This window comes from Negativicoccus succinicivorans, from assembly GCF_018372215.1.
Taxonomy (GTDB): Bacteria; Bacillota; Negativicutes; order Veillonellales; family Negativicoccaceae; genus Negativicoccus.
The window spans coordinates 38124-61433 of the sequence record NZ_JAHAJN010000002.1 but is presented as its reverse complement, the minus strand read 5'-3'; the positions used below and the strand labels follow the sequence as shown (position 1 = coordinate 61433).

Below are 23310 nucleotides of genomic sequence, written 5' to 3'. Positions count from 1 at the left end.
CAATATGGGAAACAAACGGCAGTGGTACTTGCTTGTAATTTGCGTTTTCATCGGCGTGCTGTCGGTATTTGCCGCCGAACCGATTGCGGCGGAGAAGGTCGTTATCCTGCCGACGGCAACGGCGGAGCGACATGCGGAACTCGGCACCTATGTGGAACGACGTTTGGCCGAGCCGTTTCGCTATCCGTACTATGAAATAACGAACGGACCGCAAATGACAATGCCGTTCACGCGCTACGACTTTGCCGCCGTCGCCGAGGCGTACGATGCGGATATCGTCGTCGGCGCGGAGTTGGCGGCTCTGGCGCAATTCACACGTGCGGGTTGGGATGGCGATTGGTGGATTACCACGTACGGTGAGTTGCGCGTGTATGCGTATTACCGGCCGGCCGATCGGTGGAAGATGTGGAAAGGCACGTACAGCGACACGGCGGAAGAATCCGTTTTGAATACGCCGCAGGCGGTGGTCAAGGAAATCACCGACCGCGCGCTGGCAGAATCTCCCTACCGACGTATACCGACGCATCGCCTGCGCGTGTCGGCGTAACGTATCGACATGTTACCGGGGCATAGAAATAAAAAAGCAAGCGCGGTTTCGCGCTTGCTTTTTTTTATTTCATCGGCTATAATTACTCTTGTTATATTCCCTGATAGCTCAGTTGGTAGAGCAATCGGCTGTTAACCGATCGGTCGTAGGTTCGAGTCCTACTCAGGGAGCCAGACGGCCCGTTGGTCAAGTGGTTAAGACACCGCCCTTTCACGGCGGTATCGGGGGTTCGAATCCCCCACGGGTCACCAATATGGGCGATTAGCTCAGCTGGGAGAGCGCCTGCCTTACAAGCAGGATGTCGGCAGTTCGATCCTGTCATCGCCCACCATTTGAAAAAGAGACCGTGCGTCTCTTTTTTATTGCGCAAATTTCCGTTTGTCGCGCGGCTTTCCTACAGACGATAAAGATGTCATGACGTCAATTTTCCTTGACAAAAAGACGAATTTTACGTAAAATAGTGGAAGCTTTTACTCGGAGCGGTACTCAAGAGGCTGAAGAGGACGGTTTGCTAAATCGTTAGACGGTTTACCCCGTGCGTGGGTTCGAATCCCACCCGCTCCGCCAGTTTATTTATTCGACACGAAGGTGTCTTTTTTTTTGCCCATAATTAAAAATTTCATGTAGAATATAAGAAATGAGCTGCCGAGATTTCGGCCAAGGAGGAAACCATGTTACTGGATGAACTGATCACCCGTCATAATCCGGAGAGTATCGCCATTCGCGGTCCCGAAAATGTCACGTATGGCCAATTGAAAGAACACATCGCGCGGTATCGCACCGTCCTGCACAAAAAGGGCGTGAAGCGAGGCGATCGTGTCGGTTTGTATGAACAAAACAGTCCCGCGTTTATTTACATTTACTTCGCGATCGTCAGTCTGGGCGCGATCGTCGTCCCGATCAACTGCATGTTGACCGAAGCGGAAGTGGACTATATCGCCAAAGACGCGGGCTTGGTGTTGTTGGTCGCGCACAAAGAATTGCACACGGCGGCGCCGCTGCTTTTGGTGGCGGACCTGGCCGAAGAAGCTCAGGGCATCGCCGCGGCGGAATGCGTTCCCGCCGAAGCGCAACGGGAAGATGCGGATGTGACTACGTTCATTTACACGTCAGGCACGACCGGTCGACCCAAGGGCGCGATGCTCACGCATCGTAATCTGGCGGAAAACGTCAAGCAGTTCAATGCGGTTTTACCGCACGCGCCGGAGGATCACGTTCTTTGCGTGTTGCCGATGTACCATTGTTTCGGTTGGACGACCTGCGTCATGAATCCGCTTATCCGAGGGGCCAGCGTCGTTCCGGTCAACACGTTCCGTCCGGGCGAAATCTTGCAGGCGATTGAAACGTATGCGGTAACGGTATCTTTCTTAGTGCCGCCGTTGTACCATCTGCTGGTGCGCCTGGCCGCGCCCGAACGGTTGAAATCGGTCCGTCTCTTCGTCTCGGGCGGAGCCAGTTTACCCGAACCGGTCGCGAAGAAATTCGAAGAAATTTACGGTCGGCCGATCATCGAAGGTTACGGACTTTCGGAAGCGTCGCCGGTCGTCGCGGTCAATCCGGAAGCGAAACATAAATACTACTCCATCGGTCCGGCGCTTCCGGGCGTACGCGTTAAAATCAGCGGGTACGACGCGACGACGTATGAGCCGGGAACGATCGGTGAACTTTTAGTGCAGGGCGCCAACGTCATGCAAGGATATTGGCATTTACCCGAAGCGACGGCGGAGGCCTTGCAGGACGGCTGGCTGCATACGGGCGATCTCGCCTATATGGATGAAGACGAGTATATCTACATCGTCGACCGCTCCAAGGACATGATCATCGTCAACGGGGAAAATGTGTACCCGCGCGAAGTGGAAGACGAAATCTATCGGTACCCGGGCGTGGCGGAAGTCGCGGTGGTCGGTCATCCCGACGGTTTGCGCGGACAATTCGTGTGCGCGTACATCGTGTTGCACGAAGACGCGGAACTCGATACGCAGGCCTTGCGCAAATATTTGGCGCAACGTCTCGCCGCGTTCAAATTGCCGCGCAAATACGTCGTTTTGGATGCGCTCCCGAAAAACAGCACGGGAAAAATTTTAAAACGGGTGCTGCAGGAAAGCGATACCTTTTCCGGCGCCGAGTCGGACGATAAAAATAACGCGTAAGAAAATAAAAAAACTGCCATGTGGCAGTTTTTTTATTGCGTAAATACAGATGCGTGAAGCATAACGGATCTCGCTAAAAGCGGCTGAGTTCTTCCAGCGCCCCTGACCACATCGGCATATTCGCGAGAAATAACCAGACGAAAGCAATAATCAGGAAGGTGACCAAGAGCAAGAGGCCGATAAACGGAAACAGTAAAGTGCAGACAGCACGCCCGAGACTGATTCCATAATTTTTTTGCAACGCCGTGACCAATAGGAAGATCGTCCAGCACGTCACCACCAACGTGAGCGCGTCAAAGAGCGGCGCACTGACAGCCGCCGGCAAGAAATTAAGGATCACGCCCAAGGCTGTCAGGGCGTTGGGAAACAACGCGAACGGCAAGGCCTGCAAGAGCCCTTGCACGGTCCCTTCGCCGCCCAAAAGAGACGCGCAGAAATGCATGAGAGCGCCGCCGATTAAAAAATACAATGCGCCGCCGATGAGTGAGCCGGCGAACACGGCGACCAGGGTATTCGGCATCAGCCCGACCGAAGCGAGCGAAGTGATCAGCGTGCTCAAAATAAACACGATGACGGCTTCGCCCTTGGCATCGGTATGAGTGATGTGATAAAACGCCCATTGCGGCCGCGTGATCACATCATAGAGAAATTCCAACGCGTTACTGAGCATGCGGCGCCTCCCATTCGGTGCGAGCGCTCCCGCCTTCGCGACGAGCTAAGCTCCCGATGCTTTCACGAAACGCGCCGCGGAGTTCGGCGCCGAAAAGACGTTGCCAGGAAACCGAAGCGTCGTCGTATTCGCGCGTGGGCACGTCCGTCGCGGGCAAGCCGACGAGGTTGGCCGTATAATCGAGCGCGTCATAGTAATTGCCCATCTCGTCCACGAGACCGGCGGCCTGCGCCTGACGTCCCGTAAAAATACGTCCGTCGGCCAGTTCGCGAACGCGTTGCGGATCCATTTGCCGACCGGTTGCGACAACGTCTACGAATTGTTCATAAATGTCATCGACCATGCCTTGCACGAGGGCGCGCTCTTCCGGTGTCATCGGACGATCCGGCGAAAGAATATCTTTATGCGCGCCGGATTTAATTTTATCGTTGTTGATACCGAGTTTACCCATCAATTTTTCATAGTTCGTATAGCCGATGTATACGCCGATACTGCCCGTCATCGAGGAAGGGTTGGCGAAAATCCGATCGCCTTTCGCGGCGAGCCAATATCCGCCCGACGCGCAGGTGTCGCCCATCGAAACGATGACCGGTTTGCCGCTTGCCTTCAGCCGATCGATTTCGTCGCCGATTTCCTGTGATGCGGTGGCCGAACCGCCGGGACTGTTAATACGCAATAGGACCGCTTTGGCGGCGGGATCCGCCGACGCTTGGCGAATTTCTTTCATGAGACGTCCCGATGAGGCCGTTGTGCCGCCGCTGAAAAGGTTGGACGGCATATCGTCGGCGCCGACAATCGGACCGTCGACACGAATTACCGCCACGTAACCGTCGCCGTTATGAATCGTTTTTTTGTCAGAGCGTGACGGTTGTAAAAAAACAGCAAATGCAATACATAAAAGGATGATGGCGCCGATTACCCAGCGCTTTTTCTTTTTATCCATGAATCCTCCTTAAAAACAAAACAGATCAGTTTCATTTTAGCATAAATAGTATTAAGCACACGCAAAAAGACATTAACCATTGGTAAAAGCATTGCCGGCGTGCGTTTTCCGGTGCGCGCTACTATAGGAAATATGTTAAAATAACAAGATAGGCAATTAAGGAAATAATAATCGTGACGGAGCGAAGAGATGAAACGAATTTCAATGCGCAGTCTGCTGGTCGGGATCGACCCGGGCTCGTTATATACACGTGTGGTGGTGGCGGATGCTCAGCAGGAAATATCCGAGCCGTCGCTGGCGGCGGTAACCACGCAGGGGGAAGTCGTCGCTGTCGGTACCGAGGCGGCGATCCGATTGCGGGCGGAGCCGCGCGGTCTCGTCGCGGTGCGACCGTTCGCGGGCGGCGTCGTGGCGCAACAGGCCGCCGCGCAATTACTATTACAATCGATTTTGGATAAAGTGCAACGCGGTGCCGTGACGCGGCCGACCGTGTGTCTTGCCGTGCCTTCGTTGCCGTCGCAGGTGGCGGTCCGGGCATGGTTGCAGACGACGCGCAAGGCGGGCGTATTGGAAACGTTGCTGGCGGATCGTGGCGCGGCGGCGGCGATAGGTACCGGTTGGGATCCGGTGCGCGCGGAAGCGGCGATGGCGGCGGATTGCGGCGAAGGGTTTACGTTGACCGCGCTTTCGGGCGGCGGTTATCTCGCTAATGATTATCTGCCGGCCGGCGGCCGCGCTTTGAGCGCGGCGTTGCGGGCGTACTTGCGCGAAACCTACGGAGTGATGGTGGAGTCCGCTACGATTCAAACGCTCGTGCGTGAAGTGGCGGTCTGCGTACAGAGCGTCGGCGAAACCCGACAGGAGTGTACGGGACGCCTGCTGGCTGATGGCACATTGACGGAGTTCACTGTGACATCGACGGAGCTGCTGCCGCTCGTGCGTGAAGTGACGAATGTCTGGCTGCAACGCTTTCGCCGTTTAGTACGCGGACTTTCCGCGCAGGCGCAGGCGGATCTTTTAGAAAACGGCGTACGCCTGACCGGCGGCGCGGCATTGGTCAAAGGGTTTGATTTGGCGCTCGCGGAAACGCTCGGCATTCCCGTGCAGGTCGCGAAAGAGCCGTTCGGCACCGTGGCGCGAGGCGGCATGCTGGCGTTGAAGCGCCGCGCGGAGTGGCCGTATTTACTGGTCGGTGGCAACGTGGGGAGGAATGAATAGTGCGGGGAATCGAACGACGCACGCTGGTTTGGGCGATTGCCATCCTGCTTTTGATCGGTTTGGTCGGTTGGGCATGGAGGCATCGTGAGGCGGTGCCTTTTGTCACGCAACCGCTGGTCGCGGCTGCGACGCCGTTTGAATACGGAACGGCGCGTGTGGCGCAGGAGGTGCTTGGCGGCGCGACGATCTTGCGCGGCGCGGTAACCGGCTATGCGGAACTGCAACAGCTGCGAGCGGAAAATGACGCGCTGCGCGGCGCATTGACGGCGCAACGCGAAATTGTCGCGGAAAATGAACGCCTGCGAGCGCTGTTGCAATTTGAAGCGACCTATCCGCAATATCAGGTGCGGGCCGCGCGCGTGATTACTCGCGATGACGGCGGCTGGACGCAGAGCGCGGTGATCGACTGCGGCAAAGCGGAAGGTTTGACGAAATATATGGCGGTGATGTTGCCGCAGGGCGTGGTCGGATTTGTCAGCGATGTGTATCCGCACTCGGCGCGAATCCAATTTATTTTAGACCCCCGCACCGCGGTGGGTGGTATCGTGCAGCGCCCGCAGTCGCGCGTGGCGGCGCTCGTTTCCGGCAACGGCAACGATGTCGCGCATCCGGAGATGATCGATATCGTCAAAGAAGGCGATATCGTGGTCGGGGATGCGATTGTCACGTCGGGATACGGGGGATTGTATCCCAAGGGGCTTTTGATCGGTACGGTGAAAGAAATCGTGCCGGATCCTTCGGGGGTCGTAAAGCGCGCCGTGTTGACCCCGGCCGTTGATTTTACCAAATTGGAAGAAGTGTTGGTGATTTTGAACGCGTCCACCGCGGCCGTGCCGCTTGAGCAGATGCCGAATCTCGTTCCCGATGCGCCGCAGGAAGGAGCGAAGGAATGACAACGACCCGCCGGTGGGTAAGCGCGCTGCTTATTTTTTTCCTGCAGACGGCCGTGTTGCCGTTTTGGTGGCAGGCGGAGGTGCGTCCCGATCTCTGGCTGGTGGCGGTGGTCCTCATTACGCTTTTCTACGGACCGCGGTACGGTCTTTTTGCCGCTGCTTTGGCGGGGGTGATCGCCGATGTGCTGGCCGCCAATTTTTTCGGTCCGCATCTGGCGGGATACTTGCTGCTCATTTTGCCGTTGTGGCTCGCCTGGTCGCGCTTTCAGATTCGTTGGGAAATGTCGTTTCTCGCGGTGCTTGTGGCAAGTCTTTTCGCGGCGCTTGTATACTATTGCAGTTGGTGGCTGGGGGGCATACCGATTAATGTGACGCGAAGTTTCCTCAGCGTAGCGTTGCCGCAGGCGCTTTTGAACGCGCTGGTGGCCCTGGCGCTGCATCCGCTTTTGCGGCCGCGCCGCCAAGGAGATTGACATGCTGGAAAGCTTATATAAAAAAGTTACCGATCGTCGGTACAATTCGTTTATCTACGTCATCGCGGGCCTTTTTATGTTACTCGTGTTGCGCCTGTTCGTGTTGCAGCTGATCGACGGGGAACATTACCGAGAGCTCGCGGACGGCAACCGCATTCGGCAAATGACCATTCAGGCGACGCGCGGCGTCTTGCTCGATCGCAACGGCGAAATTATCGTCGGTTCGCGACCGGTCTATATCGTTTCGTATACGCCGCAGCAAAAATCGATGGATGCGGCGCTGGAAGCGCGTTTGGCGAATGTGTTGCAAATGACGCCGGCGGACATTCAAAAGAAAATCAAAGACCACGGCACGTCGTTCGGACCGGTTCCGATTAAAGTGGATATCGGCCCCGATATCGTGGCGAAAATTGAAGAGTACCGCGCCGAGTATCCCGGCGTGACGATCGAGGTACAGCCGTTGCGGTACTATCCGTACGGATCATTGGCGGCGAACGTCATCGGTTACGTTGGTGAAGCCGGTCCGGAAGATCGCAAAGCCGATGGCAGCGAATTTGCGCCCGGAACGATTGTCGGTCGCGCCGGCTTGGAATTATATTATAACGATCTGTTACAGGGAAAAACCGGCGGTCGGCAGGTGGAAGTAGACGCCACGGGGCGGCCGGTCAAAAACATTGAGGAAGCGCCGATTACGCCCGGTCATAATTTGCGTCTGACCTTGGATTTACCGTTGCAGCGGGCGACGGAAGCGGCGATTTCAGAGCATCTGTCCGAGCTTGCGAAGTCGCATATTTGGCCGACCGGGGTAGCGGCCGTCGCGCTCGATCCGAATACGGGCGCGGTATTGGCGATGGCCAACTGGCCGTCGTTTAATCCGAATTCATTTGCGGTCGGCATCTCGGCGAAAGAATGGCAAGATCTCAATGAAAACAGTTTGCGTCCGTTTGATGATCGCGTGGTCTCGGGTACCTATCCGCCGGGCTCCATCTTTAAGGTAATCACCGGCACCGCGGCGCTCAACGCGAAAGTTGTTACGCCGGAGGAACGGATTTACGATAACGGTCGGCACTGGCTGATTGATAAACGCAATGCGGCAGGCGAAGCGTTCGGCTGGATTAATTTCCAGGAGGCCATGGCCAAATCGGATAATGTTTACTTCTACGAATTGGGCCACCGTCTGGGCATCGACCGGATCGCCGAGATGGCGCGCGCGTTCGGTTTGGGCGAAGCGACCGGCATTGATTTATACGGGGAAGCGTCCGGACTGGTAGCGACCGAACAGTATAAAAAAGAAGTATTTCATGACGACTGGTATTTAGGCGAAACGTTTGACGCGGCGATCGGGCAAAGTTTTAACTTGGCGACGCCGCTGCAAATGGCCTCCGTCGTCAGTCAGATCGCCAACGGCGGGACGCGGTACAAACCGTACCTCGTAAGCCGCATTAATCATCTGGACGGCTCGCCGTACCAAATCCATCAGCCGCAAGTGACGGGACGGCTTGTCGTTCCGAAATCGGTACTCGATACCGTGAAACGTTCCATGTGGGCGGTTACGCAGGAAGGCGGCACCGCGGGCGCCTTGTTTCACGGCTATCCGATTGAAGTCGGCGGCAAAACCGCGACGGCGGAAACGGGCGACGGTCCGGATCACGCGTGGTTCGCGGCGTTCGCACCGTATGACCATCCGCAAATTGTAATTGTGGTGCTGGTGGAACACGCCGGCTACGGGATTGAGTCGGCGGCGCCGATCGTCAAACAAATGTTGGATGCGTATTTTCACATTCCGACAGCGAAATAATAGAAAGGAAACGATAAATGGGGCAAATCATCACACTGGCATCCGGCAAGGGCGGCGTCGGTAAAACCGTAGTCACCTCGACCTTCGGCGCGGCGCTGGCGGAACGCGGCAAACGCGTGTTGCTGCTGGACGGCGACATGGGTCTGCGCGACCTCGACCTGGTGCTGGGCGTCGAGGACCGCGTGCTGTTTGATATTTTCGATGTCGCAACGGGACGTTGTTTTGAAGAAGATGCGATTTTACATATCGCGCCGAATCTCGATTTCATGCCGGCCAGCCAGCAATACCGCTGGGAAGAGCTCGAAGGCGATGCGGTATTGACCGTGTTGGAAGATTTGCGTGACCGCTATGACTACCTCTTGGTCGACAGCCCGGCGGGCATCGGTAAAGGTCTTATGTATACGCTTGCGATGGCGGATCGGATTTTTCTCGTCGTGGAACCGACCTGGGTGTCGTTGCGAGATACCGACCGCGTCATGCAATATATGCATGAAGATCGGATGTTTCATTACGCGTTGATTTTCAATAATTTTCATAATGCGCAGACGCCGGGGTATTTGACGGCCGAAGAAATGGCGAATCAGATGCAGCCGGAACATCTCGGCGGCATCTTGCCGCATGCCCCGGAAGTTGTGGCGCAGTCGCAGGCGGGGAACGTCACGAACGTGGCGCAGCTGGGCGCGTTCGGCAAAGCGATGACGCAAATGGTCGACGACTTTTTAGCGGGACGGGAACGCGGCGTCAAAGAGTGGTCGCGGTTCATCGACCGGCACTACCGTTCGGGGGAAAGCAAACGCTCGCGCATCGCCCGTCGTCAATCGCAAAGCTCGGCATGGCGCCGGCGCCGAGGCTAGTATGGGCATCGAACGTTGGTGGCGCTCGACGGATCGGGCGCTGGTGTTGGTTACGCTGGCGTTGACGCTGCTCGGGTTGCTCTTCATCGGATCGGCGTCCCACATCAATCAGGCGGGCCTTCATGTTTCGGACTACTTGGCGAAACAGGCGGCGTTTTTGGTGGCGGATATCGCCATCTTCGTGTACTTGTTGCGCTTTGACTACCGAAAGCTTTACCGTTACGCGCCGGCTTTATATGGGGCCAATTTAATCGTTTTGACAGCGGTTATGCTGGTGGGCACGAGCGCGCTCGGCGCGCAACGCTGGATCACGATTGGACCGATCAGTATTCAGCCGTCGGAATTTGCGAAAATCATTTATATCGTCTGTTTAGCGTGGTTTTTGTGTCGGCCGTCGCTGGATTTGAAAAAATGGAGCGGACTTTTTTACACGGCGCTTTTTCTGCTGCCGCCGTTTGTGTTGGTCTTGCTGCAGCCGGACTTGGGCACGAGTTTGGTGTTCGGCGCGATTACGCTCGGCGGTCTGTATATTGCGGGCGTGCGCATGGACTACATTCGCAAGGTTTGCCTGGCGGGGCTGGCGGTCTTACCGCTGGCGTGGTTTTTCCTGCTCAAAGAGTACCAGAAGAATCGTATTCTCGTGCTGTTTGATCCGGAACGCGATCCGTTCAACACCGGCTACCACGTGATCCAGTCGAAAATCGCGATCGGCTCGGGCGGTCTGATCGGCAAGGGTTTGTTTGCCGGCACGCAGAGCCAGTTGAATTTTTTGCCGGAAAACCACACGGACTTTATTTTCGCGGTGGTCGGTGAGGAAACGGGTCTGGTCGGCGCGTTATTGCTGTTGCTGTTGTACTTCGTGCTGCTGTACCGCGGCATTTGGATTGCCAGCACGGCCGCCGATCGGTTCGGACGCTATATCGCGACCGGTATCGTGGCGATGTGGTTGTTTCAAATTTTCATTAATGTCGGGATGACGATCGGCATCATGCCGGTCACCGGTATCCCGCTTCCGTTTTTAAGTTACGGAGTCAGTTCGTTGACGCTTAATTTGTGCAGCGTCGCGTTGTTATTAAATATTTATCTGCGGCGCAAAACCGTTTTGTTTGATGCGTCCGCTTAGATAGGAGTCAGGATGTCTACAGTCAGCGTCTCGCCGTTTTTGCTCAATACCGTGCAAAAACCCGCGCGTTACATCGGCGGCGAATACAACAGCATCGTCAAAGATCACCGTCAGATGGCGGTGTCGGTGGCGCTCGCGTTTCCCGATGTGTATGAGGTGGCGATGAGCCATCTCGGTTTGAAAATTTTATATGAAGTGATTAATCGAGAGGAAGACGTGGTCGCCGAGCGCGTTTACGCGCCGTGGCCGGATATGGAAGCGGCCATGCGCCAAAACGGGTTGCCGCTCTATACGTTGGAAACCAAAACGCCGGTGAAAGAATACGACGTTTTCGGTTTTACCTTGCAGTATGAAATGTCCTGCACGAATGTGTTGAATATGCTCGATTTGGCGGGATTGCCGATCTGGAGCGAAGAACGTACGGACGATATGCCGCTCGTGATCGCGGGCGGTCCCTGCGTCTACAATCCGGAGCCGCTCGCGCCGTTTATCGATGTCTTTTTTGTCGGTGAATCGGAAGAGTCGATTGTCGAATTGGTCGATGCCGTCAAAGCGTGGAAGGCGGCGGGGCGGCCTGACGGACGGCGCGGCCTTTTGGAGCGTATGGCGCAAATTTCGGGCAACTATGTGCCCGCGTTTTATGATGCGCATTACGATCGCGCGGGAAATTTCGCGCGGCTCGTGCCGAATACGACGGCGGCGCCGGCGAAGGTGCGAAAACGCGTGGTGGAAAATGTGGACGCGCTGCCCGTGCCGTTACACCCGATTTTGCCGCATATTGCGTCCGTGCATGATCGCGCCGTGCTCGAATTGTTTCGCGGCTGCACGCGCGGCTGTCGGTTTTGTCAGGCGGGGATGATTTATCGTCCGGTGCGGGAAAAAACGCAGGAACAGTTGCTGGCGATCGCGCGCGAACTGATTAAAAACAGCGGCTATGATGAAATTTCGCTGATGTCGCTTTCCTCGGCCGACTATTCGCAGCTCGCCTCGCTGGTCGACGCGTTGTTCGCGGAGTTCGCCGATCGCGGCGTGAGCATCAGCTTACCGTCACTGCGCATCGACAGTTTTTCCGTCGATATCGCGAAAAAAGTGCAGCAGGTGCGTAAAAGCGGTCTGACGCTCGCTCCGGAGGCGGGCACGCAGCGCCTGCGTGATGTGATCAATAAAGGCGTGACGGAAGAAGATTTAATGCAAGCCTGCACCAACGCGTTTACGTCCGGCTGGAATCGCGTGAAGCTTTATTTCATGTTGGGCTTGCCGACGGAAACCGATGAAGATTTAGCGGGCATCGCGGAACTCGGCTACCGCGTGAGCGATCTGTACCGATCGATCACGGGCCGCATGAACGCGCATGTCACGATCAGCGTATCGAGTTTCGTGCCGAAACCGTTCACGCCGTTCCAATGGTTCGGCCAAATTCCGAAAACGGAAATCGAACGGCGGCAACTGTATTTGAAAAGTCAAATCAAAAGCCGCAATATTCATTACCACTATCACGATGCGCCGACCAGTTTGCTGGAAGCGGTCTTGGCGCGCGGCGACCGGCGCGTCGCGCAGGTCATTTACGCCGCGTGGAAGCAAGGCGCGAAATTTGACGGCTGGACGGAATGGTTCAAGCCGGAATACTGGGATAAAGCATTTCAGGAGACCGGCATCGATCCGCGCTACTATGCGGAGCGGCAGCGCGATTTCAATGAGCCGTTGCCCTGGGAGCATATCGATTGCGGCGTGACGAAAGATTTTCTGCATCGCGAATGGCGACAGGGCGTGAACGCCGCGCTGACACATGATTGCCGCCGCCTTTCCTGCGCGGGTTGCGGCGTTTGCCCGCAGCTCGGCGTCAGCGTACTCGACGGAATGGAGGGAAATCGTGCCAAGACTACGTTTATCTATCGCGAAAGATGAGCCGTTGCGTTTTTTAGGGCATCTTGATTTCATGCGCTCGATGGAACGCGCGTTGCGCCGCTCCGATCTGCCGATCGCATATTCGGAAGGCTTCCATGCGCATATGAAAGTCAGCTACGATTCCGCGCTCGCGGTCGGCGTGACGGCCGATCCGTTGTATATGGATGTCGAATTGAGCGAAGACGTGCCGTATGAAGACGCGGCGCGCGCGCTGGCGGCCGCCTTGGCGCCGGGCGTGCGTTTGACGGCGGGCGCATATATCGAACAGCGCGCGCCGAAACTGATGGCGTTGATCAATTACGAGCAATACAAGGTGACCGGTCCGCTTACGGCGGCATTTACCGATGCGCAATTGCAGGACGTTTTGACGCGCTTTGACAGCGCGACGACGATTCCCTATACGAAAGTCACGCCGAAGAAAACGCGGCAACTCGATGTGCGTAACATTGTGCCCGAACCGTTGCGCGGCCGGATCGAAGACGATTTCGTAACCGTTACGGTCGGCCTTTGGCGCACGCTCGCCGGCAGCATCAAACCGACGGAACTCTGGGAGATTTTGGCGAATGACTTCGCCTTGCCCGTTGCCGCGGGACAGTGCCTGGTGTCGCGTGTGAAGGTGGCGCGCCGTACAGAAGACGGCACGTATATTTTGCCGCTCGATGCGGCGGCGCAGGAAAAATTATGAGCCGCTTACTGGTGAATACGACTCCGCGGGAGACGATTATCGCGGTGACGCAGGAAAATACTCTGACGGACTTGGTGATTCAGCCGACCGACGGGGAACCGCTGCTGCATCGTATTTATAAAGGAGTCGTCAAAAATGTGGTCGCGGCGCTCGATGCGGCGTTTGTCGATATCGGCACCGGCGAAAACGGTTACTTGCCGCTTCTCGGCGGCAAATCGCGCGATCTTGAAGGACATAAAATCAGCGTCGGGGCGCGCGTGCTCGTGCAAGTGACGAAAGAAGCGCGCGGCACGAAAGGTCCGATGCTTACGACTAAACCCTCGCTGGCGGGACGGTATGCGGTGCTTTTAACCAAGGGCCGTTACGTCGGCGTTTCGAAACAAATACAGGAGGCGGATGAACGGGAACGCTTGCGCGGACTCGTCGGCGCCCAATTAGGCTCGGGAGACGAGGCGTGCGGGTTTATTCTGCGGACGGCAGCACAAGGTGTGGATGCGGCGGAATTAACGCATGACCTCGCGTTCCTGCGGCGCACCTGGGAAAGTATCCGGCGGCGGGCGAAGATCGCATCCGCGCCGACGTGTCTTTATCGGGAAGCGGATATTGTGTTACGCGCCGCGCGCGATTACGTGACGCCGTCGACCGAACAGATTATTACGAACGATCGCGCCGCGTATGAACGGCTTGCCGATTTGGTTTCCGAACAGCCGCAAGTGGAAGTGTCCTATGTCGCGGCGAACGATTTACTGGTGCAGCACGGCATTCAGGACGCGATCGCGCCGTTGCTCGAACGCCGCGTGGAGGTGGCGGGCGGCGCGTACATCGTGATTGATCCGACCGAAGCGCTGACCGCGATCGACGTCAATTCCGGGACATTTCGGAGCGGACACGGGCGGGACGACTTGGCGTTGCGCGTCAATCTCGCCGCGGTGCAGGAAGTGGCGCGACAGATTCGCTTGCGCAATATCGGCGGCATTATCATCGTCGATTTTATTGATATGCAGCGCAAAGAAGATCACGAACTCGTGCTCACGGAATTGCGGGCGGCGGTCAAAGAAGATCGCGTACGCACGACGGTCGTGGAAATGACGGCGCTCGGACTGGTCGAGATGACGCGTCACAAGACCGGACCCACACTGCAGGAGAGTCGCTATATGCGTTGTCCGGAATGCGCGGGTACGGGGTACGTGATGACGGCCGCCGCGATCGTGGAACAAATCACCGAAGAGCTGCGGCGAAAAGCAGAGCGGGGATTGGCCGATAGCGTACTGGTGCAGGTGCATCCGGGGGTCGCGGAGTATTTGCGGGAGGAAAATCTGGCGGCGCAATGGCAGGCCCGCTTTCATAAAGAATTTATCGTCGCGACGCACCAACGGCCGTCGCGAACGCAGTACCAACTTGCGGCGGCGCCGCAGGAGGACTAGCGAAAGGAGTCAACATGCGTTTACGAAGAAAACCCTGGATCGATGAAGCGATTCTCGACTACGCTGATTTTTTGTCGATCGGTTGGCCGGAAAATTGCCGCGGGCGCTGGCGGGACATTTTCGCGCGCGGTGAACGTCCGCTGTGGGTCGAGCTCGGCACCGGCAAAGGGCAATTTATTGCCGGCTTGGCGGCGCGGCACGAAGATGTGAACATCATCGGTATCGAACTGCAGCGCGGCGTACTATACTACGCCGGACAGAAGGTAGCGGCAGCGGAACTTGCCAATGTGCGCCTGGTCGAAGGTGATATCAGCGAACTGCCGGACGCGTTCGCGCCGGGCGAAGTGGATCGCTTTTATCTTAATTTTTGTGATCCGTGGCCGAAAGCGCGGCATGCCAAACGGCGGCTTACCCACCGCGGCTTTCTTGAAAAATATGCGACGCTCTTGGCGCCGCAGGGAGAAATTCATTTCAAGACGGACAATCACGATTTATTTTACTTTTCCATCGAAGAGTTTCAAGCGCTCGGCTGGACGCTGCGCGATGTGACGGATGATTTGCATCAAAACGAGCCGGCGGAAAATGTCCGCACGGAATACGAACAGAAATTTTCCGCTAAAGGGCAACCGATTTACCGTCTGGTAGCCGTAGCGCCGGAGAGGAAAGACCATGACGAAGAGAACGCGTAAGCAAAGCCGGCGGTGCTTTTGGAGCGCGCTCGGCCATCGAATTCATCTGCGCAAATTCGGTTACGGCGACTGGTTTTTCGTCGCGGTGCTGTTTTTGCTGGTCGTGGGCACGGTGAATGTTTTCAGCTCGACCTTTTATATGAATTTGCGCAGTGCCTCGGGGGTCACCTCCGATCTGTCTCGTCATGCGCTGTTTTTAGCTCTCGGCGCGATTTGCGGCGGCTTGGTTTATCGGTTTAATTATCAGAACCTGCGCAAGAGTATGACGCTATGGATCGGGATCACGGTGCTGATGCTGCTCCTCGTGCAGGTGGCGGGACTGACCGTCAACGGAGCGCGTCGGTGGATCGCGTTGGGAGGATTTACGTTTCAACCGTCCGAAGTGGCGAAACTCGTCGGCATTATGTGCACCGCTTCTGGTCTGGCGCTGCGTGTCGAGCGCGGCGAACCGGTGCGGCTTTGGCAGTCGCTGGGCGGCGCGTTGGGAGCCGCCGGAAAACAGCAGTGGAAACGAATGAAGATCTTTCTTGCGGAATGGCAACCGCTGCTATGGCCGTTGATATTTGACGCACTCATTTTTCTGCAGCCGGACTTCGGCACCGTGATTTTGGTCTTGGGCGTGCCGCTTTTGCTGTATTTTTTGGCGGGCTTGCCGAAGCTGGAAATTGTCGGTACTTTGATCGCGGTCGCAATTTTATTCGTCGCGGGCGTTGTCGCCGCGCCGTATCGCATGCAACGTCTTATCGCCTGGTATGATCCGTTCAGCTACGCGCGCGATCTCGGGTACCAGGTCGTGCAAAGCATCATTGCCGTCGGTTCCGGCGGTTTTTTGGGACAAGGGTTAGGGCGAGGTTTGAGTAAATTCGCGTACCTGCCCGAACAACACACGGACTTCGCGTATGCCGTCTTTGCGCAGGAGGCCGGCTTTTTGTGGGCGGCCCTTGTTCTGTTCGCCTTTCTCGCGCTTTTATTCACCGGTTTTAAAATCGCCGGTCGCGCGCGCGATCAATACGGCGCGTACTTGGTCTACGGATTGGTGACGCTGCTGGTCGGGCAGGGCTTGTACAATACCGCGATGACGCTCGGCGTATTGCCCGTTACGGGTGTGCCGCTGCCGTTCATCAGTTACGGCGGTTCTGCGATGGTCGTGAACTTGATTTCCGTCGGCATGATTTTGGGCGTGGAACGCAAAACGCGCGAGCTGGAAGAACGGGAAGCGCATTGGGCCAAAGTCCGCGCGCTCTCGGAAGGGATTCCGCCGAATCGGCGCTGGCAGCCGCCGCGCTGAAATATATTGGCAAGCTTTTTAAAACTTGCTATACTGATGCGTAGTACATATTATGCAGTCCTGTGAGTCGGAGCAGGTCCGGCGCAACATCCGAAGCTCTCTGTGCACAGAGAGCTTTTTTCATGAAACGGGGAGACCGATGAAAAAATATGTGGACGTAGACGAAAAATTACCGCTTTGGGAAACATTTCCCCTGAGTATTCAACACTTGTTCGCCATGTTCGGCGCGACGGTGCTCGTACCGTTTTTGCTGAAGGTTGACCCTTCGATCGCGCTTTTGATGAACGGCATCGGCACGCTTTTGTACATGGCGATCTGTAAAGGGCGCTTACCCGCGTATCTCGGTTCGAGTTTTGCGTTTATCTCGCCGGTCACTTTGATCCTTTCCATGGGACTCGGTTACGGTGCCGCGCAGAGCGGCTTCATCGTTTTCGGTCTGTGCTTCGTCCTGCTGTCCTTTTTGGTGAAAAAGGTCGGTGTCGGCTGGATTGATACGCTGTTTCCGCCGGCGGCGATGGGCGCCATCGTCGCGATCATCGGTTTGGAATTGGCGCCGAGCGCGATGAATATGGCGGGCTTGGTCGGTGACCCCGTTCCGGGCATCGATCCGCAACTGGCCGTGATCGTTTCGATTTTCACCTTGGTTGTAACCGTTTTGGTATCTTTATTCGGTCGCGGCTTTTTGGGCGTCATTCCGGTGTTGTTGGGAGTGGTCGCGGGGTACATCCTCTCGCTCTTCCTCGGCATCGTTGATATAGACGCGATCGCGGCGGCGCCGTGGTTCGCCGTGCCGACGCTGTATATGCCGGAATGGAACTGGCAGGCCATCATCATTATTTTGCCCGCGGTCTTTGTCGTTTTCGCCGAACACATCGGTCACCTTGTGGTGACAAGCCATGTCATCGGCCGCGATTTGATGACGGATCCGGGGCTGTCGCGCTCGCTTTTGGGCGACGGTCTCGCGAATATTCTTTCCGGTATCGTAGGGGCGACGCCGAATACGACGTACGGTGAAAACATCGGCGTCATGGCGATCACGCGCGTGTACAGCGTGTGGGTCATTCGCGGTGCGGCCATCATCGCGATCCTCTGCTCTTTCATCGGTAAGATTTCCGCGGTCATTCACGGTATCCCGACACCGGTCATGGGCGGCGTCTGCATCCTTCTTTTCGGTATCATCGCCACCACCGGCCTGCGCATGCTGATCGAACAGAAAGTGGACTATACGCAACCGGAAAATCTGATTTTAACCGCGGTCACGCTCATTACCGGCCTCTCCGGCGCGGTGTTGGACTTCGGCCCGTTCCACTTGAAGGGGATGGCGCTGGCGACGGTCGTCGCGATGGTAATTGCGCTCGTTTTGCGGTTGTTCCGCGGCCTGCGCCCGCAAGAATAAATAAAAAACGCACTGCGGTGCGTTTTTTATTATTCGTAAGTGTTCCGCAGACGCTGTTTTCAGTGGGTGCATAGCGATGGATAAGGCGTGAAAAAGCGACGTTTTCATGTCTTTGGTATAATACAGAAAAGGAGGAATGATCGATGCGAAAATTACCCGTTTTAACATTGGGATTGATCTTTGCCGCTACCGCCGCGTTTGCGCAGGCGGGACCGAGCCATCATAAACTTTTACCGCCGTTGCCGCCGTTGCCGCCGCAACATGCAGAGGCCTACGCGCCGGTGGTCGTGGTCGCGCCGGAGACGGTCGCGACGCCGTCTGCTGACGCGACTGCGGTGCAGGCGGATAATCAGATCCGTTGGGTCATGGCGGTCGACTTCATGACAGTCGAAGTCCGCATGGCGAAACCGCTTTCCGCGGAAATGACACAGCCGGACGCCGTTGCACTCGCGCAGCAGAATTTCCACATCAGCGATAATGTGAAAATTATTTCCGCGCCGTTGCCGGTGCCGGGCGAAGATAAGCTGTATCGCTTGCGCGTGGACGGATTTTCACCCGAGACGCTGTACCGCATTCGCTATCAGGATGCGGAAGATCAGACATTTCGCACCTATCGCAATGATCGCGAAATGAGCGAACATTATAAAAACCGTTACGGAGACTTTTTCTAAGAAATAAAGGAAATGCGCGGCGGGCGGCGAAAACAGTCACTAACAAATGCTTTGAGGAGGCGGTATCGTGAAAGATTATGCAGGTTCTCAGATTCGTAATGTGGCCGTCCTGTCGCACGACGGGGCAGGTAAAACAGCCGTGGTCGAAAATTTGCTCGCGACGACCGGAGCGATCGAAGGTGTAGGCACGGGCGCCGATAATAAGCATGTTCTCGATTTTGAGCCCGAAGAAATCAAGCGCAATGTCACGATTCAATTGGGTCTTGCGCCCTGTGAATGGAAAGGTTACAAGCTGAATTTCATCGATACGCCGGGCTACGGTGAGTTTTCCGGCGAAGTGCGGGCGGCGTTGCGCGCATGCGACGGCATCCTCATCATCGTTTCCGCCGAATCGGGCGTGGAAGTGGACACGCAGCGCGCGTGGGATTACGGTGACGAACTGGCGCTGCCGCGGATGATTTTCATCAATAAAATGGACGCCGAACAGGCGAATTACGATAAGACCCTTGCCGAAATGCGCGAACGTTTCGGTAAAACCGTCATGCCGTTGCACTTGCCGCTGGGTGAGGGCAAAGATTTCCACGGCATCATCGATATCGTGAAAATGAAAGCGACCGTTTGGGAAAACGGTCAGGAAACGGAAATCGACATTCCGGAAGAATGGCGGGAGCGCGCGTCGGAAGTACGCGATATGGCGATTGAAGCGGCCGCGGAAGGCGACGACATCCTGCTGGAAAAATATTTGGATGGCGGCGAACTGACGGTCGAAGAAATTCGCCTCGGTTTGCGCGAAGGCATGAAGAGCGGTCGCGTTGTGCCGGTCATGATCGGTTCGGCGCTGGCGAAGATCGGCTTGGATAAAATGCTGGATCGTATTATCCGCTACATGCCGGACGCTTCCGCGCGCACGATGGAAGGCACGAATCCCAAGACGGAAACGAGCGTCACGGTGCACGCGGACAATCCGTTCAGCGCGTTTGTCTTCAAGACCGTCATCGATCCGTTTGCCGGCAAACTATCCTATATTCGGATTATCTCGGGCACCTTGCGTGAAGGCGACAAGCTGATCAACCAGACGCAGGACTTGACGGAACGTTTTACGAAGATGTACATGACCGTCGGCAAACAGCAGATTCCGTTAGCACAGGCGACGGCGGGCGACATCATCGCGATCCCCAAACTCGAAGCGAAGACGGGCGACACGTTCTCCGACGCGGGCTTCCCGGTCGTATATGAACCGGTGCGTTTTCCGAAATCGTTGTACATAGTAGCGGTCGAACCGGAAAGTAAAGGCGATGAAGAAAAACTCGCCGCCGGCTTGCTCCGCTTGGCGGAAGAAGATCCCACCTTTGTCACGCAAAAAGATCCGGAAACGCGGCAGACTTTGGTTTATTCGATGGGGGAAATTCATCTGCAGCATAATCTCGGCAAACTCGAACGCAAGTACGGCACCAAAGCGCGCGTCGTCGAGCCGAAAGTGCCGTACCGGGAAACGATCCTGGGCAAGGCGGAAGGCGAAGGCAAGCACAAGAAACAAAGCGGCGGTCATGGTCAATATGGTCACGTCTTCCTGCGCGTCGAACCGACGACGGAAGATTTTGAATTCGTCGATGACATTTTTGGCGGCGCCGTACCTCGTCAATATATTCCGGCGGTCGAAAAGGGCGCGCGGGAGACCTTGGCGAAAGGCATGATCGCGGGCTATCCGATGATCGGCGTGCGCGTCACGCTCTACGACGGCTCGTACCACTCGGTCGACTCGTCGGAAATGGCGTTCAAAGTGGCGGCCTCGCTGGCGCTGCGCAAGATTATTCCGCAGGCGCAACCGATATTGTTGCAGCCGGTGTACAACGTGAACGTATTCGTGCCCGATGAATACATGGGCGCGATCGTCGGCGATCTTTCCGCGAAAGGCGGCCGGATCCTCGGCATGGAACCGGGCGAGCGCGGCGGCGAATCCGTGGTGCGCGCGCAGGTCGCGTTGGGCAAAATGTTCTCCTACGTGACGGAACTGCGTTCGCAAACGCAGGGGCGCGGCACGTTCAATATGGAATTTTACCAGTACGAACAGGTGCCGTTCCAAGAAGCGCAGGAAATCATCGACGCGTACACGGCAGAAAAAGAAGAATAAAAAATAAAAAGACCGCTGCGGCGGTCTTTTTTATTGGTTCATTTCTCTCGTATGCGATAAAAAGCGCAGGCCAATAAAATCTGTCATGAGAAGTACATGCGGTCTGTCCTTGTCGGCGGTCAGTTTACCCCGTATAGTTGAGTAAAGAAACGGTAAAATTTTACGAAAAGGGGTAATGTTTATGCATCGACGTATGACCGTGGCGGCGCTGATGGCGGCCGCCGCATTGATTTGTTTCGTGTACTTGCGCATTGAGGTGCCGATGGCTTTCGGCCTGACCGGTAAAGTTTATTTCGGCTATACCTTTATTTTGATCGGCGCGTTACTCACCGGTCGTTGGTACGGCGCGCTCGCCGGCGCTGTCGGACTGACGATGGCAGATCTGTTGGCGGGTTACGTAACGAGCGCGTTGCCGACTTTTCTGTCGTTCGCGGTGCTCGGATACCTGGCCGGCGCGGGCGCGGATTGGTGGCGAGCGCGCTACGGAGAAACGAAATGGATGGCGCTGACGGTTTCGGCGGTGGCGTTCACGATTTTCGCGCTGGTCGAACCGCTGATTCGCTCGACGTTCAAATATTTTGTGCTGGGCTATCCGTTCCCGATGGCGGTCGGTTCCGCCGGCAACGTATTCATTGCCAGCATCTTGTGCGCGCCGGCGACATTTATTCTGTTGGCCGTTTTGTATCCCGCCGTGCGCCGCGCTTTGCCGGAGTTGACGCAAGCGCTGATCCGCGATCGCGGTAAAATGCAAAAAAGCGCCGCCGCGACGACACGTATCTGAAAAATGTTTTTAACGTCCTCTTAAACGCTTTATGAAACAGGTATGGTACGATGACATAAAGCGACAAGATCGCAAAAGGAGGATACTATGAAACGAATCGGTTGGTTAGTCATGGCCTTGCTGGTGGCGTTCGCCATGCCGGCGGCAGCGCAGGCGCAAGCCCTCGGCTACATGATGCAGCGCGCGCAGATCGTGGAAGTGAAAGACGGCGGCGTGCTGACGGTACAAGGGAAAAAGGAAAAAGCGCAAGTTCCGACGCAAGGTATTCGCGTCGTGGATGCCGCGACGGGGGAATTCGTCGCGGCCGACAAAGTCGCGTGGAAAAAGGGGGACGATATCCAATTTTTCACGCGGGCTGCGGACAAGCAAGAAGCCGCTAAGAAACCGGCTTTGCTGGTTGCTCATCCGGACAGCAAGTACGCTGTCGACTTGGATTATTTTGCGAAAAACGGCAGCGGCGCTCATGAACGTTTGGTGGTCCTCAACGTGCCGGACAAAGTGACCGATCTTACGGGGCAGGCGGTCCCAACTAAATACGTATTGGGAAATCCGCTGCTTGTGCTCTACACGACCGCGACATTGAGCCTTCCGCCGCAAACCAATCCGGAGCGGGTTTGGATTTTCGGCAAAGTCACGATGGCGACGCCGGCCGACTCTGCGGATACGGCTAAAGCGGACGCAGACAAAATCGATCTCGGCACGGCGAAGACGCTCTCTGACGGCACGCAAGTTTACGCCTTGCGCGACGCGTTGACGCAAGCGGGCGCCGACATCGGTTGGAATGATGCAACGCGCACCATCAGTATTACGCGCGACGCTGAGGTTGTGGAAATCGTCTTGCATCCGGCGGCCGAACAGGCGCAATTTATGGCGAACGGTGAAACCTCGACCGTCGAGCACATTGTGGTCGAAGACGGTACGACCTATGCACCGGCGAAAGTCATCGAAGACATTTGGCGGGTCTTGGCACCGGCCGACAAATAATCATAAAACACGAAATAAAAAAGCACCTCGCGCGAGGTGCTTTTTTATTTCGTATCCCGATTTATTTGTTGTCAAACACGGCGCGCGGGATCGGATACGGATAGCCGTACACCAAATTCCAGCTGGCAAGGAAACCTTCGCGCAGCAACAAATTATAAGCGCCGGTATTCGTGAGATCAAGCAGACCCCAAGGGGCATACTCTTTGAGTTTGACGTAGACGCGATCCAGCGGCTCATCATTTATTTTGCGATACCAAATCCGATCGACGCGCGCAATCGAGTTCGGATCGGCGGCCGGCAAAACCGTCACCAGATCAATGCGCCACATCACGCCTTCCGGCGTAAATTGCAGGAACTTCAGTGACGCGTTGTCCTGATAAACGACCACATTATCATGAGCCACAATGAACGGATATTCGGGATTTCCCTGCCAGGGCTCATTCATCGCCTGCGCGCTTGCGCCGACCCAAAGCAGAGCCGCCAACACTACGCCGGTCCATTTTGAAAAATGAAGCATATTATCTCCTTTTGGCTGTAAAAATTTGCTTTTTCTTTATTGTAACCTTACCCGTATGAAACGGCAAGTTCCGTTTCGAGCCGGCTACCGGTGATATAATACAGGTGAAGCCGCGTGATCTGTATTATCTGTCGCCCGAACGCGGCAACGGGGCGGCCGTTCTACAAAGG

The 23310-nt window shown here is 56.2% G+C and carries 21 protein-coding genes and 4 tRNA genes; 22 read left to right on the top strand and 3 right to left on the bottom strand.

Features of this window, described 5'->3' with window-relative positions; all coding sequences use genetic code 11:
- Positions 1-4 precede the first annotated feature (4 nt).
- The 6 genes from KIB08_RS01765 (at position 5) to KIB08_RS01740 (ending at position 2697) form a co-directional block, all read left to right on the top strand.
- Positions 5-547, top strand: coding sequence for a hypothetical protein (locus KIB08_RS01765; protein ID WP_303988800.1), 543 nt, complete (start codon positions 5-7; stop codon positions 545-547).
- 97 nt (positions 548-644) lie between these two features.
- Positions 645-720: transfer RNA gene (locus KIB08_RS01760), tRNA-Asn, on the top strand.
- Between the two features lie 3 nt (positions 721-723).
- Positions 724-798 (top strand) — tRNA-Glu (locus KIB08_RS01755).
- 4 nt (positions 799-802) lie between these two features.
- Positions 803-878: transfer RNA gene (locus tag KIB08_RS01750), tRNA-Val, on the top strand.
- Positions 879-1023: 145 nt separating this feature from the next.
- Positions 1024-1114 (top strand) — tRNA-Ser (locus KIB08_RS01745).
- Between the two features lie 104 nt (positions 1115-1218).
- The gene (locus KIB08_RS01740) at positions 1219-2697 is read left to right on the top strand and encodes a class I adenylate-forming enzyme family protein (RefSeq protein WP_303988797.1); all 1479 of its coding nucleotides are present in this window, start codon (positions 1219-1221) and stop codon (positions 2695-2697) included.
- Positions 2698-2770: 73 nt separating this feature from the next.
- On the opposite strand, the gene KIB08_RS01735 is transcribed toward KIB08_RS01740, so the two are convergent.
- Together KIB08_RS01735 and sppA are read right to left on the bottom strand one after the other, a co-directional pair.
- The gene (locus tag KIB08_RS01735) at positions 2771-3367 is read right to left on the bottom strand and encodes a YIP1 family protein (RefSeq protein ID WP_303988795.1); all 597 of its coding nucleotides are present in this window, start codon (positions 3365-3367) and stop codon (positions 2771-2773) included.
- Complete coding sequence (gene sppA / locus KIB08_RS01730; protein ID WP_303988792.1) at positions 3357-4310, bottom strand: signal peptide peptidase SppA; 954 nt, start codon at positions 4308-4310, stop codon at positions 3357-3359. The genes KIB08_RS01735 and sppA overlap by 11 nt, the downstream gene beginning before the upstream one ends.
- A gap of 189 nt (positions 4311-4499) precedes the next feature.
- On the opposite strand from sppA, the gene KIB08_RS01725 reads away from it, so the two are divergent.
- From KIB08_RS01725 to KIB08_RS01650, 16 genes are all read left to right on the top strand, one after another.
- Positions 4500-5528: a rod shape-determining protein gene (locus tag KIB08_RS01725; RefSeq protein WP_303988790.1), complete on the top strand. Its 1029-nt coding sequence runs from the start codon at positions 4500-4502 to the stop codon at positions 5526-5528.
- Positions 5528-6421 carry a rod shape-determining protein MreC gene (mreC, locus tag KIB08_RS01720; protein WP_303988787.1) on the top strand — a complete coding sequence of 298 codons (894 nt, stop codon included), beginning with the start codon at positions 5528-5530 and terminating at the stop codon, positions 6419-6421. Before KIB08_RS01725 ends, mreC begins: the two co-directional genes overlap by 1 nt.
- Positions 6418-6894: a rod shape-determining protein MreD gene (gene mreD / locus KIB08_RS01715; RefSeq protein WP_303988784.1), complete on the top strand. Its 477-nt coding sequence runs from the start codon at positions 6418-6420 to the stop codon at positions 6892-6894. The genes mreC and mreD overlap by 4 nt, the downstream gene beginning before the upstream one ends.
- A gap of 1 nt (position 6895) precedes the next feature.
- Positions 6896-8692, top strand: a complete 1797-nt coding sequence (gene mrdA / locus KIB08_RS01710; RefSeq protein WP_303988782.1) for a penicillin-binding protein 2 — start codon at positions 6896-6898, stop codon at positions 8690-8692.
- Between the two features lie 17 nt (positions 8693-8709).
- Positions 8710-9546: an AAA family ATPase gene (locus KIB08_RS01705; RefSeq protein WP_303988779.1), complete on the top strand. Its 837-nt coding sequence runs from the start codon at positions 8710-8712 to the stop codon at positions 9544-9546.
- Position 9547: 1 nt separating this feature from the next.
- A complete protein-coding gene (rodA, locus tag KIB08_RS01700; protein ID WP_303988776.1) occupies positions 9548-10669 on the top strand; it encodes a rod shape-determining protein RodA in 1122 nt (373 codons plus the stop codon).
- Positions 10670-10681: 12 nt separating this feature from the next.
- Positions 10682-12574, top strand: coding sequence for a TIGR03960 family B12-binding radical SAM protein (locus KIB08_RS01695; protein WP_303988772.1), 1893 nt, complete (start codon positions 10682-10684; stop codon positions 12572-12574).
- Entirely contained in the window at positions 12540-13259 is a 720-nt protein-coding gene (locus KIB08_RS01690; RefSeq protein ID WP_303988770.1) for a TIGR03936 family radical SAM-associated protein, read from the top strand. Before KIB08_RS01695 ends, KIB08_RS01690 begins: the two co-directional genes overlap by 35 nt.
- Positions 13256-14683 carry an Rne/Rng family ribonuclease gene (locus KIB08_RS01685; protein WP_303988768.1) on the top strand — a complete coding sequence of 476 codons (1428 nt, stop codon included), beginning with the start codon at positions 13256-13258 and terminating at the stop codon, positions 14681-14683. The genes KIB08_RS01690 and KIB08_RS01685 overlap by 4 nt, the downstream gene beginning before the upstream one ends.
- A 14-nt stretch (positions 14684-14697) precedes the next feature.
- Positions 14698-15372 (top strand): tRNA (guanosine(46)-N7)-methyltransferase TrmB, encoded by a 675-nt coding sequence (trmB, locus tag KIB08_RS01680; RefSeq protein WP_303988765.1) that lies wholly within the window; start codon positions 14698-14700, stop codon positions 15370-15372.
- The gene (locus KIB08_RS01675; RefSeq protein ID WP_303988762.1) at positions 15353-16660 is read left to right on the top strand and encodes an FtsW/RodA/SpoVE family cell cycle protein; all 1308 of its coding nucleotides are present in this window, start codon (positions 15353-15355) and stop codon (positions 16658-16660) included. The genes trmB and KIB08_RS01675 overlap by 20 nt, the downstream gene beginning before the upstream one ends.
- A 139-nt stretch (positions 16661-16799) precedes the next feature.
- Entirely contained in the window at positions 16800-18056 is a 1257-nt protein-coding gene (gene uraA / locus KIB08_RS01670) for a uracil permease (protein ID WP_303988759.1), read from the top strand.
- 143 nt (positions 18057-18199) lie between these two features.
- On the top strand, positions 18200-18727 hold the full coding sequence (locus KIB08_RS01665; RefSeq protein WP_303988756.1) for a hypothetical protein: 528 nt from the start codon (positions 18200-18202) through the stop codon (positions 18725-18727).
- 67 nt (positions 18728-18794) lie between these two features.
- Positions 18795-20858 (top strand): elongation factor G, encoded by a 2064-nt coding sequence (fusA, locus tag KIB08_RS01660; RefSeq protein WP_303988753.1) that lies wholly within the window; start codon positions 18795-18797, stop codon positions 20856-20858.
- A gap of 181 nt (positions 20859-21039) precedes the next feature.
- Positions 21040-21639, top strand: coding sequence for an ECF transporter S component (locus tag KIB08_RS01655; RefSeq protein WP_303988750.1), 600 nt, complete (start codon positions 21040-21042; stop codon positions 21637-21639).
- An 87-nt stretch (positions 21640-21726) separates the two neighbouring features.
- Positions 21727-22623, top strand: coding sequence for a stalk domain-containing protein (locus KIB08_RS01650; protein WP_303988748.1), 897 nt, complete (start codon positions 21727-21729; stop codon positions 22621-22623).
- Positions 22624-22684: 61 nt separating this feature from the next.
- Here the strand turns inward: KIB08_RS01650 and KIB08_RS01645 are convergent, their stop codons facing one another.
- Positions 22685-23140, bottom strand: coding sequence for a hypothetical protein (locus tag KIB08_RS01645; RefSeq protein ID WP_303988745.1), 456 nt, complete (start codon positions 23138-23140; stop codon positions 22685-22687).
- Positions 23141-23310 lie beyond the last annotated feature (170 nt).

Coding starts and splice junctions, on each gene's coding strand:
- KIB08_RS01765 (WP_303988800.1), top strand. CDS start 5: ATGGGAAACAAACGGCAGTGGTACTTGCTTGTAATTTGCGTTTTCATC.
- KIB08_RS01740 (WP_303988797.1), top strand. CDS start 1,219: ATGTTACTGGATGAACTGATCACCCGTCATAATCCGGAGAGTATCGCC.
- KIB08_RS01735 (WP_303988795.1), bottom strand. CDS start 3,367: ATGCTCAGTAACGCGTTGGAATTTCTCTATGATGTGATCACGCGGCCG.
- sppA (WP_303988792.1), bottom strand. CDS start 4,310: ATGGATAAAAAGAAAAAGCGCTGGGTAATCGGCGCCATCATCCTTTTA.
- KIB08_RS01725 (WP_303988790.1), top strand. CDS start 4,500: ATGAAACGAATTTCAATGCGCAGTCTGCTGGTCGGGATCGACCCGGGC.
- mreD (WP_303988784.1), top strand. CDS start 6,418: ATGACAACGACCCGCCGGTGGGTAAGCGCGCTGCTTATTTTTTTCCTG.
- mrdA (WP_303988782.1), top strand. CDS start 6,896: ATGCTGGAAAGCTTATATAAAAAAGTTACCGATCGTCGGTACAATTCG.
- KIB08_RS01705 (WP_303988779.1), top strand. CDS start 8,710: ATGGGGCAAATCATCACACTGGCATCCGGCAAGGGCGGCGTCGGTAAA.
- rodA (WP_303988776.1), top strand. CDS start 9,548: ATGGGCATCGAACGTTGGTGGCGCTCGACGGATCGGGCGCTGGTGTTG.
- KIB08_RS01695 (WP_303988772.1), top strand. CDS start 10,682: ATGTCTACAGTCAGCGTCTCGCCGTTTTTGCTCAATACCGTGCAAAAA.
- KIB08_RS01685 (WP_303988768.1), top strand. CDS start 13,256: ATGAGCCGCTTACTGGTGAATACGACTCCGCGGGAGACGATTATCGCG.
- trmB (WP_303988765.1), top strand. CDS start 14,698: ATGCGTTTACGAAGAAAACCCTGGATCGATGAAGCGATTCTCGACTAC.
- KIB08_RS01675 (WP_303988762.1), top strand. CDS start 15,353: ATGACGAAGAGAACGCGTAAGCAAAGCCGGCGGTGCTTTTGGAGCGCG.
- uraA (WP_303988759.1), top strand. CDS start 16,800: ATGAAAAAATATGTGGACGTAGACGAAAAATTACCGCTTTGGGAAACA.
- KIB08_RS01665 (WP_303988756.1), top strand. CDS start 18,200: ATGCGAAAATTACCCGTTTTAACATTGGGATTGATCTTTGCCGCTACC.
- KIB08_RS01655 (WP_303988750.1), top strand. CDS start 21,040: ATGCATCGACGTATGACCGTGGCGGCGCTGATGGCGGCCGCCGCATTG.
- KIB08_RS01650 (WP_303988748.1), top strand. CDS start 21,727: ATGAAACGAATCGGTTGGTTAGTCATGGCCTTGCTGGTGGCGTTCGCC.
- KIB08_RS01645 (WP_303988745.1), bottom strand. CDS start 23,140: ATGCTTCATTTTTCAAAATGGACCGGCGTAGTGTTGGCGGCTCTGCTT.